At 37.6% G+C, this 15,809-nt stretch carries 15 protein-coding genes and 2 pseudogenes; 12 read left to right on the top strand and 5 right to left on the bottom strand.

Annotated features, from left to right (window positions below):
- Positions 1–115: 115 nt before the first annotated feature.
- Positions 116–2,056 carry a lipoteichoic acid synthase gene (gene ltaS, locus IRB43_RS12210; protein ID WP_203363760.1) on the top strand — a complete coding sequence of 647 codons (1,941 nt, stop codon included), beginning with the start codon at positions 116–118 and terminating at the stop codon, positions 2,054–2,056.
- A gap of 46 nt (positions 2,057–2,102) precedes the next feature.
- Here ltaS and IRB43_RS12205 read toward each other — a convergent pair whose 3' ends face one another.
- Entirely contained in the window at positions 2,103–2,408 is a 306-nt protein-coding gene (locus IRB43_RS12205) for a hypothetical protein (RefSeq protein ID WP_203363759.1), read from the bottom strand.
- Positions 2,398–2,607 carry a helix-turn-helix transcriptional regulator gene (locus tag IRB43_RS12200; RefSeq protein WP_203363758.1) on the bottom strand — a complete coding sequence of 70 codons (210 nt, stop codon included), beginning with the start codon at positions 2,605–2,607 and terminating at the stop codon, positions 2,398–2,400. Before IRB43_RS12200 ends, IRB43_RS12205 begins: the two co-directional genes overlap by 11 nt.
- Before the next feature lie 273 nt (positions 2,608–2,880).
- Here IRB43_RS12200 and IRB43_RS12195 point away from each other — a divergent pair, with 273 nt between their 5' ends.
- The 3 genes from IRB43_RS12195 (at position 2,881) to IRB43_RS12185 (ending at position 4,095) form a co-directional block, all read left to right on the top strand.
- Entirely contained in the window at positions 2,881–3,123 is a 243-nt protein-coding gene (locus IRB43_RS12195; protein WP_203363757.1) for a hypothetical protein, read from the top strand.
- A gap of 12 nt (positions 3,124–3,135) precedes the next feature.
- Positions 3,136–3,441 (top strand): hypothetical protein, encoded by a 306-nt coding sequence (locus IRB43_RS12190; protein ID WP_203363756.1) that lies wholly within the window; start codon positions 3,136–3,138, stop codon positions 3,439–3,441.
- Between the two features lie 117 nt (positions 3,442–3,558).
- The gene (locus IRB43_RS12185) at positions 3,559–4,095 is read left to right on the top strand and encodes a hypothetical protein (protein WP_203363755.1); all 537 of its coding nucleotides are present in this window, start codon (positions 3,559–3,561) and stop codon (positions 4,093–4,095) included.
- Positions 4,096–4,215: 120 nt separating this feature from the next.
- Here the strand turns inward: IRB43_RS12185 and IRB43_RS12180 are convergent, their stop codons facing one another.
- On the bottom strand, positions 4,216–4,998 hold the full coding sequence (locus IRB43_RS12180; protein WP_203363754.1) for a nucleotidyltransferase domain-containing protein: 783 nt from the start codon (positions 4,996–4,998) through the stop codon (positions 4,216–4,218).
- A 218-nt stretch (positions 4,999–5,216) separates the two neighbouring features.
- On the opposite strand from IRB43_RS12180, the gene fmdA reads away from it, so the two are divergent.
- The 5 genes and pseudogenes from fmdA (at position 5,217) to IRB43_RS12160 (ending at position 8,170) form a co-directional block, all read left to right on the top strand.
- On the top strand, positions 5,217–6,395 hold the full coding sequence (fmdA, locus tag IRB43_RS12175; protein ID WP_203363753.1) for a formamidase: 1,179 nt from the start codon (positions 5,217–5,219) through the stop codon (positions 6,393–6,395).
- Positions 6,396–6,415: 20 nt separating this feature from the next.
- Positions 6,416–6,481: pseudogene (locus IRB43_RS18265) on the top strand (zinc ribbon domain-containing protein); the annotation flags it as partial.
- 29 nt (positions 6,482–6,510) lie between these two features.
- On the top strand, positions 6,511–6,951 hold the full coding sequence (locus IRB43_RS17890; protein ID WP_238941987.1) for a hypothetical protein: 441 nt from the start codon (positions 6,511–6,513) through the stop codon (positions 6,949–6,951).
- Positions 6,948–7,709: a glycosyltransferase gene (locus IRB43_RS12165; protein WP_203363751.1), complete on the top strand. Its 762-nt coding sequence runs from the start codon at positions 6,948–6,950 to the stop codon at positions 7,707–7,709. The genes IRB43_RS17890 and IRB43_RS12165 overlap by 4 nt, the downstream gene beginning before the upstream one ends.
- 242 nt (positions 7,710–7,951) lie before the next feature.
- On the top strand, positions 7,952–8,170 hold the full coding sequence (locus IRB43_RS12160; protein WP_481748146.1) for a DUF7674 family protein: 219 nt from the start codon (positions 7,952–7,954) through the stop codon (positions 8,168–8,170).
- 90 nt (positions 8,171–8,260) lie between these two features.
- Here the strand turns inward: IRB43_RS12160 and IRB43_RS12155 are convergent.
- Positions 8,261–9,524, bottom strand: a pseudogene (locus tag IRB43_RS12155) (MDR family MFS transporter).
- A 381-nt stretch (positions 9,525–9,905) separates the two neighbouring features.
- Positions 9,906–10,259: a hypothetical protein gene (locus IRB43_RS17885; RefSeq protein WP_238941986.1), complete on the bottom strand. Its 354-nt coding sequence runs from the start codon at positions 10,257–10,259 to the stop codon at positions 9,906–9,908.
- A 1,315-nt stretch (positions 10,260–11,574) separates the two neighbouring features.
- Between IRB43_RS17885 and IRB43_RS12145 the strand changes: the two genes are divergently transcribed.
- The 3 genes from IRB43_RS12145 (at position 11,575) to IRB43_RS12135 (ending at position 15,272) form a co-directional block, all read left to right on the top strand.
- Positions 11,575–11,964 carry a hypothetical protein gene (locus tag IRB43_RS12145; protein WP_203363749.1) on the top strand — a complete coding sequence of 130 codons (390 nt, stop codon included), beginning with the start codon at positions 11,575–11,577 and terminating at the stop codon, positions 11,962–11,964.
- A 318-nt stretch (positions 11,965–12,282) separates the two neighbouring features.
- Positions 12,283–13,761: a CapA family protein gene (locus IRB43_RS12140; RefSeq protein ID WP_238941985.1), complete on the top strand. Its 1,479-nt coding sequence runs from the start codon at positions 12,283–12,285 to the stop codon at positions 13,759–13,761.
- Positions 13,762–14,078: 317 nt separating this feature from the next.
- Entirely contained in the window at positions 14,079–15,272 is a 1,194-nt protein-coding gene (locus IRB43_RS12135) for a serine hydrolase domain-containing protein (RefSeq protein WP_203363748.1), read from the top strand.
- The last annotated feature ends 537 nt before the right edge of the window (positions 15,273–15,809 follow it).

Genomic DNA, 15,809 nt, shown 5'->3' with positions numbered 1-15,809 from the left:
ACTGGTTCCCAAATGATTTTAGTTGACTTTTGATTGCTAAGAATTTATTATTTTTTTATTGTTTTTTTGTAAAAGTAGTTTATTTGATTGAAATATAAGAAGGAGTGAAAATGTGATGAAGGATGCAACAAATAAGAAATCACTTGTCAGCAAGCCTTTCATTTTCTTCTCTTTAGCTGTCGTACTTCTTTGGATAAAAACGTATATTGCTTATCAGGTAGAATTTGACTTAGGCATTGAAAATGCGATGCAGAAGTTTTTGCTATTTATAAATCCGATAAGTTCGGCCGTTTTATTTATTGGATTTGCTTTGTTTGCTAAAGGAAGAAAATTATTTAAGTGGATAATTAGAATCCATTTTCTATTATCTTTATTATTGTATGCAAATATTGCCTATTACCGTTTCTTTACTGACTTTATTACGTTGCCAACGCTAACGCAAACAGCGAACGTAAGTAGTATAGGAAATAGTATGGGTGCTTTATTTAAACCATATGATGTTTTCTATTTTGTAGATACGTTGATTTTAATGGTTTTCTATTTTTCTAAGTATGTGAAGCCAGAGTCAGTGAAAATCCCTCGTCGTCACAGAGCGGCTGTGTTTTTAACAGCGATTATTTTGTTTACGGTGAACTTAACCTTGGCTGAAATCGATCGACCACAATTATTAACGAGAACGTTCGATCGAAACTACATTGTCAAATATTTAGGAATGTATAACTTTACAATTTATGACGCGATTCAAAGCACGAAAGCTTCAACGCAGCGTGCATTAGCTGACGGCAGTGATGTCGTAGAAGTAGAGAACTTCACTAAATCCATTTATGCTGAGCCGAATCCTGCTTACTTTGGAAAGGCTAAAGGGAAAAACGTCATTTATATTCACTTAGAGTCATTGCAAAGCTTCATTATTGACTATAAGCTGAATGGAAAAGAAGTTACACCGTTTATTAATTCATTAGCGCATGATCCAAATATGTTTTATTTCGATAACTTTTTCCATCAAACGGCACAAGGAAAGACGTCTGATGCGGAATTTATGTTAGAGAATTCGTTGTTTGGCTTGCCAAAAGGGTCAGCATTTTCAATGAAAGGGCGCAACACATATCAAGCAGCACCGGCTATTTTAGGCCAGCAAGGCTATACGTCAGCGGCCTTCCATGGCAATTCAAAATCTTTCTGGAATCGCGATGAGATTTATAAAGCTTTTGGAATTGATCGCTTTTTTGATTCCAACTATTACGATATGAATGAAAACGATGTAATGAATTACGGATTGAAAGATAAGCCGTTCTTTGAAGAATCGATTCCGTTGTTAGAAACATTGCCGCAGCCGTTCTATACGAAATTTATCACATTATCGAACCACTTCCCGTATCCAATGGATCAAAAGGAAGCAACGATTGAACCACATCATACAGGTGATTCTTCGGTTGATGGTTATTTCCAAACAGCTAGATACCTAGATGAAGCTGTTAAACAATTTGTTACGTATTTAAAGAAATCCGGCTTGTATGAAAACTCCGTGATCGTCATGTATGGGGATCACTACGGAATTTCTGATAATCATAACGAGGCGATGTCTACTGTATTAGGCAAAGAAGTAGGCGCGTTTGAAAATGCGCAGCTTCAACGTGTGCCATTGTTGATTCACGTACCAGGTGTGAAAGGCGGCGTGCAGCATCAATATGGTGGTCAAGTGGACTTAATGCCAACATTAATGCACTTGCTTGGTGTCGATACGAAAGACTATCTCCATATGGGAACAGATTTATTATCTAAAGACCATAATCCGATCGTTCCATTCCGTAGCGGAGACTTTGTAAGTAAAGACGTCACAGGCATTAAAGGCAACTATTACAATACTGCAACTGGAGAGCCGATCGAAGAAACGGAAGAGATTAAACAAATGAAAGAATCCGTTGATAAGCGTTTAGAAATGTCGGATGAAATCGTCACGAAAGACTTACTGCGCTTCCACAAACCAAAAGGCTTTACACCAGTTGATCCATCTAACTACGATTATAATGATCATTCGGATGAACAAAAGAAATAATGAAAAGCTGCTGAGAAGAAATTCTTGGCAGCTTTTTTGCGCGAAATTAATTTTTGCTTTGTGCGATAGCCGCACCGATGATGTAAGAGATATTATGTCCCACCCATATCGCGGTAATAAGGAAAAAAGCAAGCTTAGACTCGAAAACAACAAGTGAGATGAACCAGACGATAAAAATGATGGCAGCGGAAGTGACCCAAGCATAGCTTCTCCCCATTTGGTGAATCCTCTCATAGCGTTCGTCGATGATTCTCTTTTTCTTTAAGTGACGATGGTTCAAAAAAATAATAGCTAATGTAACAACCCCAATTGCTAGCCAAATGATCACACCAAACATAAAATCACTCATCATTTTTCTCCTCCTCAAATAAGAAAACCTCTTCAATCGTACAATGAAACACGCGTGAAATTTTATACGCGAGCAGGATCGAAGGGTTGTACCTTCCTTTTTCTAAAGAAATGATCGTTTGCCTTGAGACATCTAAACGGTCCGCCAATTCATCTTGCGTTAAATGATGGGCCGCTCGCAGCTCTTTAATCCGATTTTCCAATCCATCACTCCCCTTTAGTAAAGTTAGCTTTACGTAAAGGATACTTTACAAAAGGGATGGATGTCAAGTTTACTTTACAAATATGTGGTAAAAATGCTAAGCATTGGTGTGATATAATAAACACTTAGAAAAAGGGATCCTCCCCTTTAACAGAAGGTGAATCGAATGAAAAATAAGATAAAGCCGATTTTTTTCACAACTATCATAGTACTTGCGCTTTTTTGGAAATGAAACTTTTTCCATATTAAAGACGTAGACGAAAGAGAAAGGCAGGTGAATGCTGTGAACATTTTTCTAGGAATATTATTGATGGTATGGGGATTCATGATTGTTTGTTCTTCCGTGTTTAGATTGAAAAAAGAGGATTACAGCAATCAAAGAATTTTGGGGGCTAGCGGCTTTTTGGAGATGGAGTTCATGGTCAAAGCAATCGGTCAACTTCCTTGGAGGTGTATGAAAGCTTTTACTGTAATGGTGGGTTTGTCTTTTATTGTAGTGGGTGGAATTCTCATATAAGGAGTGAGTATCATGGTTAGTATTTCAACCTTGTTTCATCCAGTCACGCTGACTTTATGGGTCATTCCTATTGCGATTGGCTTAGGGTTAGCTATAACATGGATCAGTAACCGAATTATTCTGGGCGTATTAGCTCAACTCGTTGTACAGATTGGATTTGATGTCTGGTTTTGGAGATATTTTTATGAAAAGGGCACATATGCTGATCACGCGAGTTCATTTGACAATATTCTGCTTTATGCCTTCTTTAGCGGACTAACAGGAGTGTTGTCGTGGGTGTTACTTCAGCGGAAAAAGAAAAAAATTCCGCATGCATAATGGATTCAATGTACTTTTTTGTAAAACGGAGGTTATTATGAAGCAATCGTTTGGATTAGGTTATGCGTTAACGATAGGAAAAAGTAGGAATGAGGAGATGAAATGAGGAACATCCTTTTGAGAGTGATGTTGGTCATGTTTGTTTTAGCTGGGTGTAATAAAAACGAGATACAGTCTGAAATATATAAGGGACAAGATTTGGCGATTGGTGTGGTTGGTGAAATCCCAGAAGTGAGGGAGAAGAATATAGATTTTGAAGCTCTATCGTTAAAAGAAATTTCTGCAAATACAAAGGAAGTATCTGATAAGTTTGATTCTGTTTTCATTATGCCAGAGCAGTTTGCTGAGGCTGACGATGACCAGTATGTAGCCACTTATAAAGCTTTAAAAATTCCTACTTTTTTCTTCGAATCAAAGAAAGCGCATTTGCCTTTCGTACACGAAGACGTGACATACGAAACAGCGCCTAACATGGAAGAAACAGCTTATGCCGTCGGGTATCTTTATAGCGGAGAGGAAGAAGAATATAAAGATGACGTTTGGAGATATTTTTTGTATAACGGCGTCAAAAATAAAGTGAATATTCAAGATGTTTATACTAATATTTTTAAAACGATCGAGGAAGTAGCCCCGATTTCGCAACCGAAGTACTAAAAAGAAGAAGAGGCCTCAATGGTATTTTTTGTCATTCGTAAGACAAGGAACCGCCACTAAGTAAATAATTGCTCTATCAGTTTGTTCTCTTGTAGTGGCGGTTTGTCTATTTCTTTATCCTTACCAAACCTCGTCTAATGTTTCTCGAAACAACTGATCTAGTTTTGCTGTTGGATCAGAAGTGGAGCAGTTAATACTTTTAGCATACGCTTCAAGACGAATAATTTCTTCATAAAGAAACGCATTAATCAATGGATTTGGCGGTTCTTTATCTAGCTCTTCACCTGCTGTTTTTCTTTTCAATAGCAGCTCGACTTCGCTTTTTACCTTTCCCTCAGGAAGCATGTTGTCTAGCAATGTTTGAAAATCAAGCGGCGGAAATTCATTGAATTGTTTAATCCATTTAGCAGCAAGAACAGGACGAAGGGCATAGAAATATTTCTTCAGTTTCACTTGATCACGCTGCAAATATTCACGGTAGTTTTTGTTAGCCATATTTAAGTAATGGTACATACAGGAGTGCGGTGCGAATACCTCTTGTTGAAGTTGTTTCATCTGCTCCACTGTAGAAAAAGCCGTATAATAAATAATCGGTGAATGCAGCCACTCCAACAGAGGTGGGTTTGATTTGCGAAATAGTCTTAATGCTTTCGTCAGCTCCCATCCGCTCATATCAAGCAGGTCATCAATAGGCAACTCAATCACATCTCGCTTTTTGCCAACACCGATAGGATCAATGGCTAAATAATGCTCCTTCTTATGTATATAAATAAATCGCACATCATAATCGCTATCTTTTGAAGGAAAGCCCCAAGCTCGGCTGCCGGATTCGCAGGCGTATAAAACTTTTACGTTATATTCTTGTTCAATTTGGGTGATGGCTGTTAAAATTCTTGTGTTCATTAAAGGGTCTCCTTGTATTCTTTCTTTTCATTCTATAGGAATAAAAAGGCTCAATCAATTGAATAACATCAGCTTTTTATGGAATAAAATGCTTTTGTATCTCTATTAATATCTGAATATATTGACAGTTATCGATATTTATGGATAAAATGTAAACGCATACAATGATTACTACCATGAGAAACCTTGACCAAAAATGAGTCGAAGGGAGAATGGTTATGCCAAAGACGATGTTTCGATTAGACTTAAGTAAACCAATGGAGGAGCAAGCGCATCCAGGACATAATCGCTGGCATCCGGATATTCCAGCTGCCTTTTCGGTAGAGCCGGGTACCGCGTTTCGAATGGATTGTAAAGATTGGACAGATGGACAAATCAGTAACAATGATGATCCGAGTGATATCCGTGATGTCAATTTGTCACGCGTGCATGTGTTGAGCGGTCCCGTATATGTCCATGGAGCGGAACCTGGTGATTTATTAGTCGTTGATATTTTGGACATCGGAGCATTTCAAGGAGAAGAATGGGGTTTTAACGGTATCTTCTCTAAAGAAAATGGGGGAAGCTTCTTAACGGATCATTATCCAGAAGCAGCGAAATCAATTTGGGATTTTGAAGGGATTTATACGACGTCTCGACATGTGCCGGGTGTGAAATTTGCTGGAATCATTCATCCGGGGTTAATTGGTGTAGCCCCTTCGATGGAGTTATTAAATAAATGGAATGAACGTGAAAAAGCATTGCTAGAAACCGATCCTGATCGAGTGCCGACACTGGCAAATTTACCGAATCCTGAGCGTGCGGTGCTAGGAACGTTAAAAGGAGCGGAGTTTGATCGGGTGGCTAAGGAAGGTGCGAGAACGGTTCCACCGAGGGAAAACGGCGGAAACTGTGATATTAAAAATCTATCAAAAGGTTCGCGCATTTTCTTCCCAGTATTTGTTGATGGAGCGAAGTTATCGGTTGGGGATCTTCATTTCTCGCAAGGAGATGGCGAAATCACTTTTTGTGGCGGTATCGAAATGGCAGGATGGATCGATTTAAAGGTCGACGTGATTAAAGGTGGAATGGAGAAGTATAATATTACCGAAAATCCAGTGTTTAAGCCTGGTCCAGTTGAACCGAACTACAATGACTTTTTAGTGTTTGAAGGCATTTCTGTCGATGAAAAGAGTGGCCAGCAGCACTACTTAGATGCGACGTTAGCGTATCGTCGGGCATGTTTAAATGCGATTGAATATATGAAAACACTTGGCTACACAGGGGAACAAGCTTATATGATTTTAAGTACGGCTCCGATCGAAGGGCGAATTAGCGGTATTGTGGATATCCCGAATGCATGTTGTACAGTGGCCATTCCTACTCAAATTTTTGAGAAAAATATTTTGCCGAAATAAGAACGAATGGGGGGAGTAGTATGCCGAGCTACACCTTTAGATGCCAAGTATGCGGTGATTTCACCTTGTTTTTTAAATCAATAAGCGGGAGTAAAGGACAAGCTGATTGTCCAACATGCCAACGAGAATCGGTGCGCATCTATGCTCCTCCTTTAGTATCCACGGCTTCAAAGGAGTTAATGAATCGCATCGAACGTGGAATGGAGCCGCAGAGGATGACACGCGAACAGCTTGGGACCAAACAAAAGATGCAAAAGCCACGAACAGCGAACCGACCGTGGCAGGTGGGGAATTAAAAATGGAGCTATTCTGTTTAAAGGGTAGCTCCATTTTTAGCAATATAAGCTATATCGATCCGATTTTCAGCTTAACCGATTCATCTTCTCAAGTGAAACCGATTTCTAATAAGGGTGGTGTTTGTTATAGGCTTAAATTTCATGTGGTGAATTTTATAGATAAATTTTACTTTAATGACCACATCATTCACTCTCGGTTGTTTCAAGTTACAGTCACAGAAATAAAAATTGTTTCATTTAAAGGGGGAGCTATTTCATGATCGAAAAGGAGAACTCTTCAGAAGATAAAAATAAAGAGGATATAAAAATTTCAATTATAATACCCGCCCATAATGAAGAAAGGTACATTAGAAAATGCTTAGAATCTATTTTAAAAGCCTCAAAACTAACTAAAAATCAAGTTGAAATTATTGTTGTGTTAAATCGATGTACAGACAGGACGGAAGAAATTGCAAAATCGTATAAATGTATCACAATAAAGAATAACGACAAAAACCTTTCTAAGATTAGGAACACAGGTGTTGAAATAGCTAGAGGTGAAATCATCCTTACAATTGATGCAGATACACAGATGAACGAACATGTGTTGTTTAAGGTAGAGGAGAACTTAACCACTGGAAAGTACATTGGCGGGGGAGTTACAGGAAAATTTGAAAGAATGTCTTTAGGTATTTTTGTTTCAACCTTATTATTAATTGGGCCACTATTATTTAAATATGGAGCAATTTCCGTGGGAATCTTTTGGTGCTATAAAAAGGATTTTAAATCGATTGAGGGATTTAATGAAAATATGCTTATGGCAGAAGATGCAGACTTCGCTAAACGGTTAAAAGTGTGGGGAAAAAAGAAGGGGAAAAAATACGGGACGATTCAAAATGGGATGATAACTTCAAGCAGAAAGTTTGATAAACATGGAGACTGGGTTTTACTTAAACGTCCGAAAATGATATTAGCTTATCTTAAAGGAACAGACCAGAAATATGCGGATGAAGCATATTATGAAAATCAACATAGATAAAAATAGAAGTACCATTAGATTGTTCGTGAGTTAAACTAAAGCTAGGTTTCAAGATTAGAAATAAAAAATAAAGGTAAACAGATTGTGAAAAAATGTACTTAAATAAACAGTAGCGCTAATCGAAGAAGGATTAACGCTTTTTTTGTTGAATAGACAATTATGAAACAGGAGAAGAGCATTTACTTTATATCGACCTATCCGATTTCTCTGCTCATATTATAGATTTATAAAAACAAAACAAAATAGGTGAGTTCCCAGCAGTGTTTGAAGTAATAGAATTACTGCACACAAGTGGTGACGATTATGTTAAAGAGGCTTCAACAATTGGATTATTGGAAGGTATGCAAAATCAACTTCTTACTGACAAAATAGATACAAGTGTTTTTAAGCAATTCTTAAAGAAAGACTCATTAAAATGGTGGAACAATCTTAATGATTTTTGGGGCGGTAAAACTAACTAAGCAAAATAAAATGGACTCAATCGTTTTTAACTTGTAGAGTAGAAAAATAGGGAGCTGAAACTAACCTGTGATTGTTTTAGCTCCCTTTGTTTATTGTTTTAAGAGAAATTCTTCCTCTTGCTGTTCCCCATACATTCTAAATAATTGAATGTATAATAAGGTGCTCATGAGCGCAAACCCCAAAATAATACTGAAGATACCAATAGCGGGAATCCAACTAGACAGGAAAACAGTCACAGGCGCCAAAGATTTTCCTAGCGTGTTCTGCAAACTATCAGCTGCCATGTACTGCCCTCTTGCATGTTCAGGGGCATAGTGGCTAATAAAGCTCTGTGTCACCGGAGAGCGTACCATTTCACCAAAGGTAAAGATGATTGTAACGAAGAATAGAAACCATATATTGTTGTTCAAACCAACGAAGAAGGTGCCCAATCCGGCCAATAGGGCTGACAAGATAAAGATATTGCGCTCTTTCCAGTGACGCAACCATTTCGTAACTGGAAGAATAAATAGGACAAACAAAAGGCCATTAACCCCGACTAACCATCCATATATCTCTGTGCTTGATAGTGTAAGTGCCGCACCATTCCATATGAACAGCGTCTGAGAAGGAACATGGTTAATGACGTATACGGGCAAATAAAGATCTAATTGCATAATCGGGATTAGCGCAAGGATACCTGCCAGAATATACACTAGAAACACTTTATCGCGAAAAATAACGCCATATCCTTTCCATTGTTCTTTGAATGTGTGGGCAATGGAAGCTACATTTTTCAGCTTTTTCTGCGAGAGTGGCAATGTTTCGTGAACCATGAAGTAGATAGCTATAAAATATAGCAATAAGACGAAGGCACACGTCCACAACAATTCTTGGCGATAATGCAAGAAGAAAATACCTCCAAGTGCCGGGCCAAGAACGGCTCCGATGTTATTAACTGTTGCGAATGTTGCAAAAACTTCACGAAGATCTTGTGCAGGAACTAAGTCAGCAACCATCGCGGAGCTCGCTGGTTGATAAATGGCACCGCCTAACCAAATTCCGATAAAAGCCATGTAATCAATCCAATGGGACGATGACATGGCAAACGCTGTAAACATGACTGTCTGAAGCAAGGCACCTAATAACATTACGGGACGTCGTCCTAATCGGTCGGTTAAAGCACCTCCAAGCAGACTTCCGATAATGCTGAAAATGGGAGGGGCTATCATCAGTAAATCAAGCAATATGATTACCTAATTTTTGGCCAAAATAGACGGTTATAAAGGGAAAGTACATCCAGAACAACATATTAAACAGCCCTTCACCAATTAACCGAACTTTTAAATTATGATTCCATCGACGTATTCCCACATGATCATCCCTTTCTATCTCTGTTAAAATTACCGGCTGGGTATACAAAATATAGATGATTTTTCTAGAAAGGTATAGACTTATAATGGAAAATATTTTATACTAATAATATCAAAATCGAAATATAGAAACGCCTACTTTGATTGTTTTATAAAACGAACATTTGTTCCGATATAAAAAAGACGCTTCCGATAGGAGCGCCTTTTTTTATGTGTAGTTTTGTTCAGGGCTACCGTCAAAACGTACTTGGAGATAACATGTGTTTAATGCCCTTTCTCTTCCCAAGCCTTCTTCAAATTCTTATGCCATTCTTTTGGATTTTTTACGAAAAACCAATCAACGGAGTGGGCCGTTATCGGCAGTAATTTCTTGCGGCGAGCTCTAATCTTTTCGTGATAGGTATAAATGCGGATAAATCACGGTTGATTGCATGCCTCTTGTGGTGACATATTGAATACTCTCAATTTCTTCCCAATAGATTTTCGTTCCTTTCAAGTCGATCACTACTCCCTCATCATCCCAATAAAACCCTTTGCCTTCGCTTCTTTTTCTTAAAAAATAGAAAGAATAGCCTAAGAGTAGAAATGAAAAAAGCAGCATAATTAAAGAGGTAAATAGATTAGGGAGTACCTCGTTTATCCAACTAGCACAAAAGAAGAACAACATCACTCCGCCGGTAAGCATAAAAACTACTATTGGGTACAAGGATACTTGATATATTTTGATCTGTTTCAAGTGTAACAATCCCTTTTTTCGTTGATTTGTTGTTATTTTAACTGTTTTCTCTTATTTTTCATACTGTATTTAATTGATTTTTTATAATTAACTCATTCTCGTACTGACGTTGTGCTTTAAGATTTAAGAGGGGCTGTGAGAAGGCTACGGAACGGATGGGAATTGAGCGTTCTATCATTAATCTCAACCCTAAAATACCGCGCATACTAAGAGTAAACAGGTGAACAATCGGATCCAACTTTTCTTCATGAATAAAAAATTATGCCGATTTTTAATATCATTTACAGCAGTGGGACTTCCGTAATTTTTATTATGCGCATTAGAATAGGCACAGTGTAGCCGGAGTGAAATAGAGAGGAAAGCAAGTCTTTTTTGTTAGAGTTTTGGTGCCAATCGGTATCATTTTCCGAAACAAACTCAACGGAGCCCCCTAAAAGGATCACAGTATATCCGTTTGGTTCTTCAGGGATCCCTATATAATTCCATTGATGATTTATTTAGAAGAAAATTCCTTTCAACAATGCCGATCAACTCATTTTATTGTTTTCAACAGAACTGTCCACTTTTGAATACTACTATTCTTTATTTACTAAATGGATCATCCCTATTTATACTAAGGTAAATTCTTTTGTAAGGAGATTATTATGAGAACATCTGTACCTTGTCCAAATTGTCAAAAAGCAATAACACTTGATGATTTCGAGGATTTTTCATCCCCTTTTACTATGAAATGCCCGTACTGTAAAGTCAAGTTAAAGGAAACAAAAGTAACTCCATACCTTCTAATTGGTTTGATAGCAATAATACCTTTCTTTATTTACTTAACAGAAATATTAATATCTTTGCTGTCTGGCATAATACCTGCTATTGAAAAAGTACCTCCCTTTATCGTGTTTATTGGTCTGCTATATCCTTTATATGCTCTGTATGAGCGAATTAATGGACTTATTATGTTTAATAAAGGTAATTTACAATTAAAAAAACGATAGTGATAAGCGTATTATTCACACGCTTTTTTGTTTCTTAGGGGCTTGCTTTATGTATCTACCGTTTATCATTATTTTTTCTTATAATATCGTCTCTAAGAGAGTTCAATGTGCAAGAGATATTTATTCCTTTTTTTGAACTTGTGGATTTGTTTATCTTTTTTACATGGCTACTGACCGTTTCTTCTTCTTTGGTGTTTTGATTTTGGCTGGAAAGAGTGTGAGATAAAGACTGTTGAGGAACTACATTGAAAGAATTTTAGCAGAAAATGTTATGCTATTAATTAGAAACGAAAGATTACTACTCTATTTTTGAAAGGAATGATCTTTTGAGTAAAACTATTAAGAAGGTAGCTGTTAACACAATATTGACAATTACTTTTTTAGCCATGCTTATTCCTGTAATAATATTCGCAATCGTATTTGTTTGGGGCGATTATCGAGGGATGGATACTATCGTTTTTTTTGAGGACAGTGATTATGAGATAGGAAAAGCCCATAAGGAATATGCCGTGTTTCATCGAGAGGAAGGTGGATCATTATTCGATCATGTCACAGGATATTTACATGAGGATGATTATTTATATGCAGTCAATAAAGATCAAATGATGATCATTGACTTGAAGAAGGATAAGCATCAGATTAAATCATTAGTGGATGTTACAGAGGGAGAGCGTTTAATTTTAAAAGAGATCGAGAAGGACCCTCTAGTTAAATAATACAATAGGTTGCATCTCAGCGTTTATAACTAGCTGAGTAATTTTTTCAGTATGATTTTGGGTATTATTAACATGGTGTTTAAGTGAAAATTTGTCTGTTTATATAAACAATGAAGTCGAATATAATATTCTTTTTCATAGAGGGCATTTCTCGCGTAAATGTTTTTTACGAGAAAATGTCTTTTTTTGCATATTTATTATGGGAAAATATAAAAAATAAACAAATACATGGTAACATAGAACTGAGTAATGAATAAAGGGCTAGCATAAATGAGAAACTGAAGCTTGCCTAGTAATGAGAGAAAAGGAAGGGGAACGATGAAAAAGAAATTAAGAAAAAGAGGATGGCTGATGATTGCTGTCATTTTGCTTGGAGTAGGTGGTGTTTTTTCGGTTACAGGAAAAGAATCATCCGTATCTGATGCACAGAGTCAGAATAAAAAAGTTGAACAGAAAGATCTTACAAAAGAAGCCGTCGAGAAATTATCGAAACAAGCTAATGAGGTTTTACAGTTATTAGCTTCATCGGGCGGGTCATCCGAAGCTGAGCAGAAAACAAAGGAACTGATTTCTCAAATCAATCAATATAAGGTGAAAGACGATGCCATAGGGCAATATATGAAAATATTAAGTTCTTCTTTAAAAGCAGTGGATTCCTACCGGGAGGAAAATACTGATGAAAAAGCGTTAGGTCGAGTGTATCCGAACTATCTGTCTGCTCTAGCACAAGCAAAAGAAGCGGATCCTTCGCTGCGTTTGAAAGAAATCGATTCATACACTTGGTTTTATGCCGCAGCGGCTAATTATGAGCAGGGACAAAGGAAAGATGAGCAAATTACGATTAGTATGGTAGGGGATAATTCGTTTGGCACGTATCCAGAGGCTCCTGAGCATTTGCAGTTCGACTATGTTTTTGAGAAGAATAACGGCGATAATCAGTATGTGTATAAAAATAGCCTGCCATGGTTTAATTCGGATGACTACACTGTGATCAACGCAGAAAGCGCCTTTACAACCGAGACGAAGGCTGAAGAAAAAATGTGGAGAATTAAAAGTCATCCTAAATATGCGGCTTTTTTGCCAGCGAGCGGGATCGAAGCGGCGAACTTAGCAAACAACCATACAATGGATTATTTTGAAGTAGGATATCGCGATACATTGAAAGCTTTCAAGGAGCAGGACATTGCTGTTTTTAATGAAGGGACGCCCCTTGTTCGAAAAATTAAAAATGTTGAAACTGTTTTTTTAGGCTATGATTATAGATACAGAAAGTCAGCGGACTCGTACCTTGAAAATATTATTAGGGATGTGAAGAAGTATAAAAGAAAAGATAATTTAGTCATTGTCAACATGCATTGGGGGATCGAATACATGGAGACGCCCGCTTTCTATCAAACGAAATTTGGACATGCTGCTTTAGATGCTGGAGCCGATATTATCATTGGTCATCATCCTCATCGTTTGCAAAGTGTTGAAAAGTACAACGGGAAATATATCATTTACAGCATGGGAGACTACGCTTTCGGCGCTGATCCGACGTTAAAATCAAGGCAAACAGCGATCTTCCGTCTCAAATTCGCTAAGGAAGACGGTTCAGTAGTAATGAAAGGACTAAGAATTGTCCCGACTTTAGAAAATTCTAATGATAGTGAAACAGAAAACAACTATCAGCCGCTCCCGGTATTTGGCGAGAAGGCGAAAGAAGTCGTGGATGAGTTAACAAGAATAAGCACTATCATCCCGAATGGTGTCGATGAGTTTGACTATTTTGATCCTTTTCTTGAGAAGGTAGAATAATCAAGATGGTGCATTCATTTTTAGCTATTTCATTACTGGCCAATCATCTAATTCCTGCTAGAAGAAAGTGAAAAACACTTATGCCTTTTAGAATATAGATTAATAATTTGTTTTAACAGGAGAATACGATATGTACCTCCTGTTTTTATTTTTGTCAAACCTTTCTTGTGACCTCTAATGCAATGTTTCACGCTTAATCAGAGGATGTTAGATGTTCAAAAATTGACAAAATATATCCTATATGGTATTTATTTAATAAGTTAAATATTCAGAAAATATAGAAATCTATAAAATTAAAAAAGGAGAGGGTGAAGCTTATGATGAGACAAGCAGTCATGAATGATCTCAAGAGTTCTCTTGATAATGTTTTGCAGAATGCCGTAGGGAGGGCTGGAGGGATACCAGGAGTTGTTGCAATGGTAACTGATCGTGAAGGGAATATTTACGAAGGTGCAGCTGGGGTACGTGAGCTCGGTAAGGAAACACCGATGACAACTGATACGATGTTTACCCTATTTTCTACTACAAAAGCTATTACTGGTGCAGCATTAATGCAATTGGTTGATGAAGGAAAGGTGAGTCTGGACGATCCAGCCAAGAAATATGTGCCGGAGATTTCTGAGATTAAAGTTCTTGAAGGATTCGATAGTAATGGGAATCCAAAACTTAGGGAACCAAAGACAGACATTACAATTAATATGCTAATGCTCCATACGGGGGGCTTTGGTTATGATTTCTTCAGTCATGAGGATCGAAAATATCGTGTAGCTAAGGAGACACCTTCAATTCTCACAAATACTTTCGATTCAATCAAAAGTGTGCTTCTATTTGATCCAGGAGAACGCTGGAATTATGGCGTCAACATCGACTGGGTTGGTAAAATTGTCGAAGCTGTACGGGGCAAGCGACTGAGCAAAGTGATGGCTGAACATATTTTTGCTCCTCTTGGTATGACGGACATCGGCTTCACTTTGACACCATCAATGAAAGAGCGTCTTGCAACTATTCATACGCGTTTTCAGGATGGCAGTATCACAGCACAACCTGATCTTGTTTTTCCAGACCCTCCTGAAATGGACATGGGTGGACATGGATTGTATGCTAGTATTGGCGAGTACATGAAGTTTATCCGGATGATTCTAAATGACGGTGCTGGCATTCTAAAACCAGAAATAGTAGAAAAAATGTCTCGAAATGGGCTTGGAAATAAGAAGAGCGGTGGATGGATTACATCTGATTCTTCACTAACTAATGCTGGTGAGTTTTATCCAGGTGTTCGAAAGTCATGGGCTTACACTTTTCAAGTCAATGAGGACCCAACTCCAACAGGACGTCCTGCAGGCCAATTAATGTGGGCGGGACTTGGTAACCTATACTATTGGATTGACCGCGAAAATGGAATAGGTGGTTTTTTCGCCTCTCAATTATTACCGTTTCATGATGTGGCTTCTTACTTAGGTTTCATTGAGTTCGAGTCTACCGTCTATCAAACATTAAAACGACTAGGTTAAATAGAAAGAAAATAGTGATTGCTGGATTATTATGTTCGGCTATCACTGAATTAGCTTTTTATTTTCCAAGTTTTTAGGAAAGGAAATCAAAGAAACGGTGCAAGTTCATGCGTCTACATTAAATCTGTTAAATAATGGTGATGAAGCAAAGAGCGATATTCAAATTTAAAAAATGGTTAGTCTACCCTTATTAAATTGCCTAACGAACGCAAAAAATGAACAAGCAAAAGTTTGTTCATTTTTTGTTGTCAAAATACAAGAGATCACAGCGGGTACGCTTAGCGATATATTTCATGTGATCTTTTTGCTATCGGTTGTCGTCGCAGCGCCGATGATAGCCACTTTTTTAGCCACATTGTACCATTCAATAAAGGTGAAAATAGTAAACAAGTAACTATAACATGTAAATAGAGTGGCCAAAGCTGGCGGTGAATTCCCATCTAGATATTATAAAAGAAAGGGAGGAAGATTTCTATATTCCCCCTTCCTGCATCAGCCGTTCTATTCTATCTGCACTAAAGTCTGCATTACGGTGGC

It is taken from the genome of Bacillus sp. REN10, assembly GCF_016820555.1.
In the GTDB taxonomy this organism is placed as follows: Bacteria; Bacillota; Bacilli; order Bacillales; family Domibacillaceae; genus Bacillus_CE.
The sequence above is the reverse complement of the archived record's forward strand: the minus strand, read 5'-3'. Positions and strand labels throughout refer to the sequence as shown.